At 49.0% G+C, this 253-nt stretch carries 1 protein-coding gene; it reads right to left on the bottom strand.

From position 1 onward, the window contains the following. A partial coding sequence (locus DSY56_RS11725; RefSeq protein WP_160109937.1) for a DUF1542 domain-containing protein occupies window positions 1-253 on the bottom strand: 253 nt, incomplete at both ends.

Genomic DNA, 253 nt, shown 5'->3' on the forward strand with positions numbered 1-253 from the left:
TCGCTTCTGCCAAGGCGTCTTCAACCTTCTTAATCGCCGCTTTCTTCTCTTCTGTTGTTAAGTGCTGAACCGTGTCAAATGACGCTTTCTTCGTATTCGCTGTATTATCCAGAGAGGCAATCGCGTTGCTGTTGGTCGTCGCTGTGGCAGTAATTTGGTTAATCGCTGTTTCTCCAGCCTGCTTAGCTTTCTCAACTCCTGCTTGGTCAGTCGCTTCATTGACCTTGCGTTTCGCTTCTGCCAAGGCGTCTTC

Source organism: Streptococcus sp. 596553 (assembly GCF_900411395.1).
GTDB classification, from domain to species: Bacteria; Bacillota; Bacilli; order Lactobacillales; family Streptococcaceae; genus Streptococcus; species Streptococcus mitis_BA.